The 421-nt window shown below is 66.7% G+C and carries 1 pseudogene; it reads right to left on the reverse strand.

What is annotated here, in order from left to right:
- Nucleotides 1–404 (reverse strand): annotated as a pseudogene (locus RM572_RS29430) (beta-ketoacyl [acyl carrier protein] synthase domain-containing protein); the annotation flags it as partial.
- Between the last annotated feature and the right edge of the window lie 17 nt (nucleotides 405–421).

The raw sequence follows: 421 nt of genomic DNA on the forward strand, positions 1-421 counted from the left end.
ACATACCCGTCCGCGGAGGCGTCGAACGTCTTGCACCGCCCTACGGGGGACAGCATCCTGGCGCGGGATGCGGCGACGACGGTCACCGGCGAGAGCAGGACGTTCACGCCGCCGGCCAACGCCATTTCGCAATCACCCGAGTGCAGTGCCTGGCAGGCCTGATTGACCGCCACCAACGCCGAGCTGCAGGCGGTGTCGATCGCCACCGCGGGTCCCTCGAGTCCCAGCGCGAAGGCCACGCGACCGGAAATGGCATTGAGGGCGTTGCCGGTGATGAAGTGCGGCTCGATCTTGTCGATGGACTACGACGACAGCAGATGCGCGTACTCGTTGGCCGCCACACCCACGAAGATGCCGGTCTGGCTGCCGCGCAAGGTCGCCGGCGCGTATCCCGCTCTTTCCAAGCCCTCCCAGACCGTTT

This window comes from Streptomyces hazeniae (assembly GCF_031845485.1).
Classification (GTDB): Bacteria; Actinomycetota; Actinomycetes; order Streptomycetales; family Streptomycetaceae; genus Streptomyces; species Streptomyces hazeniae.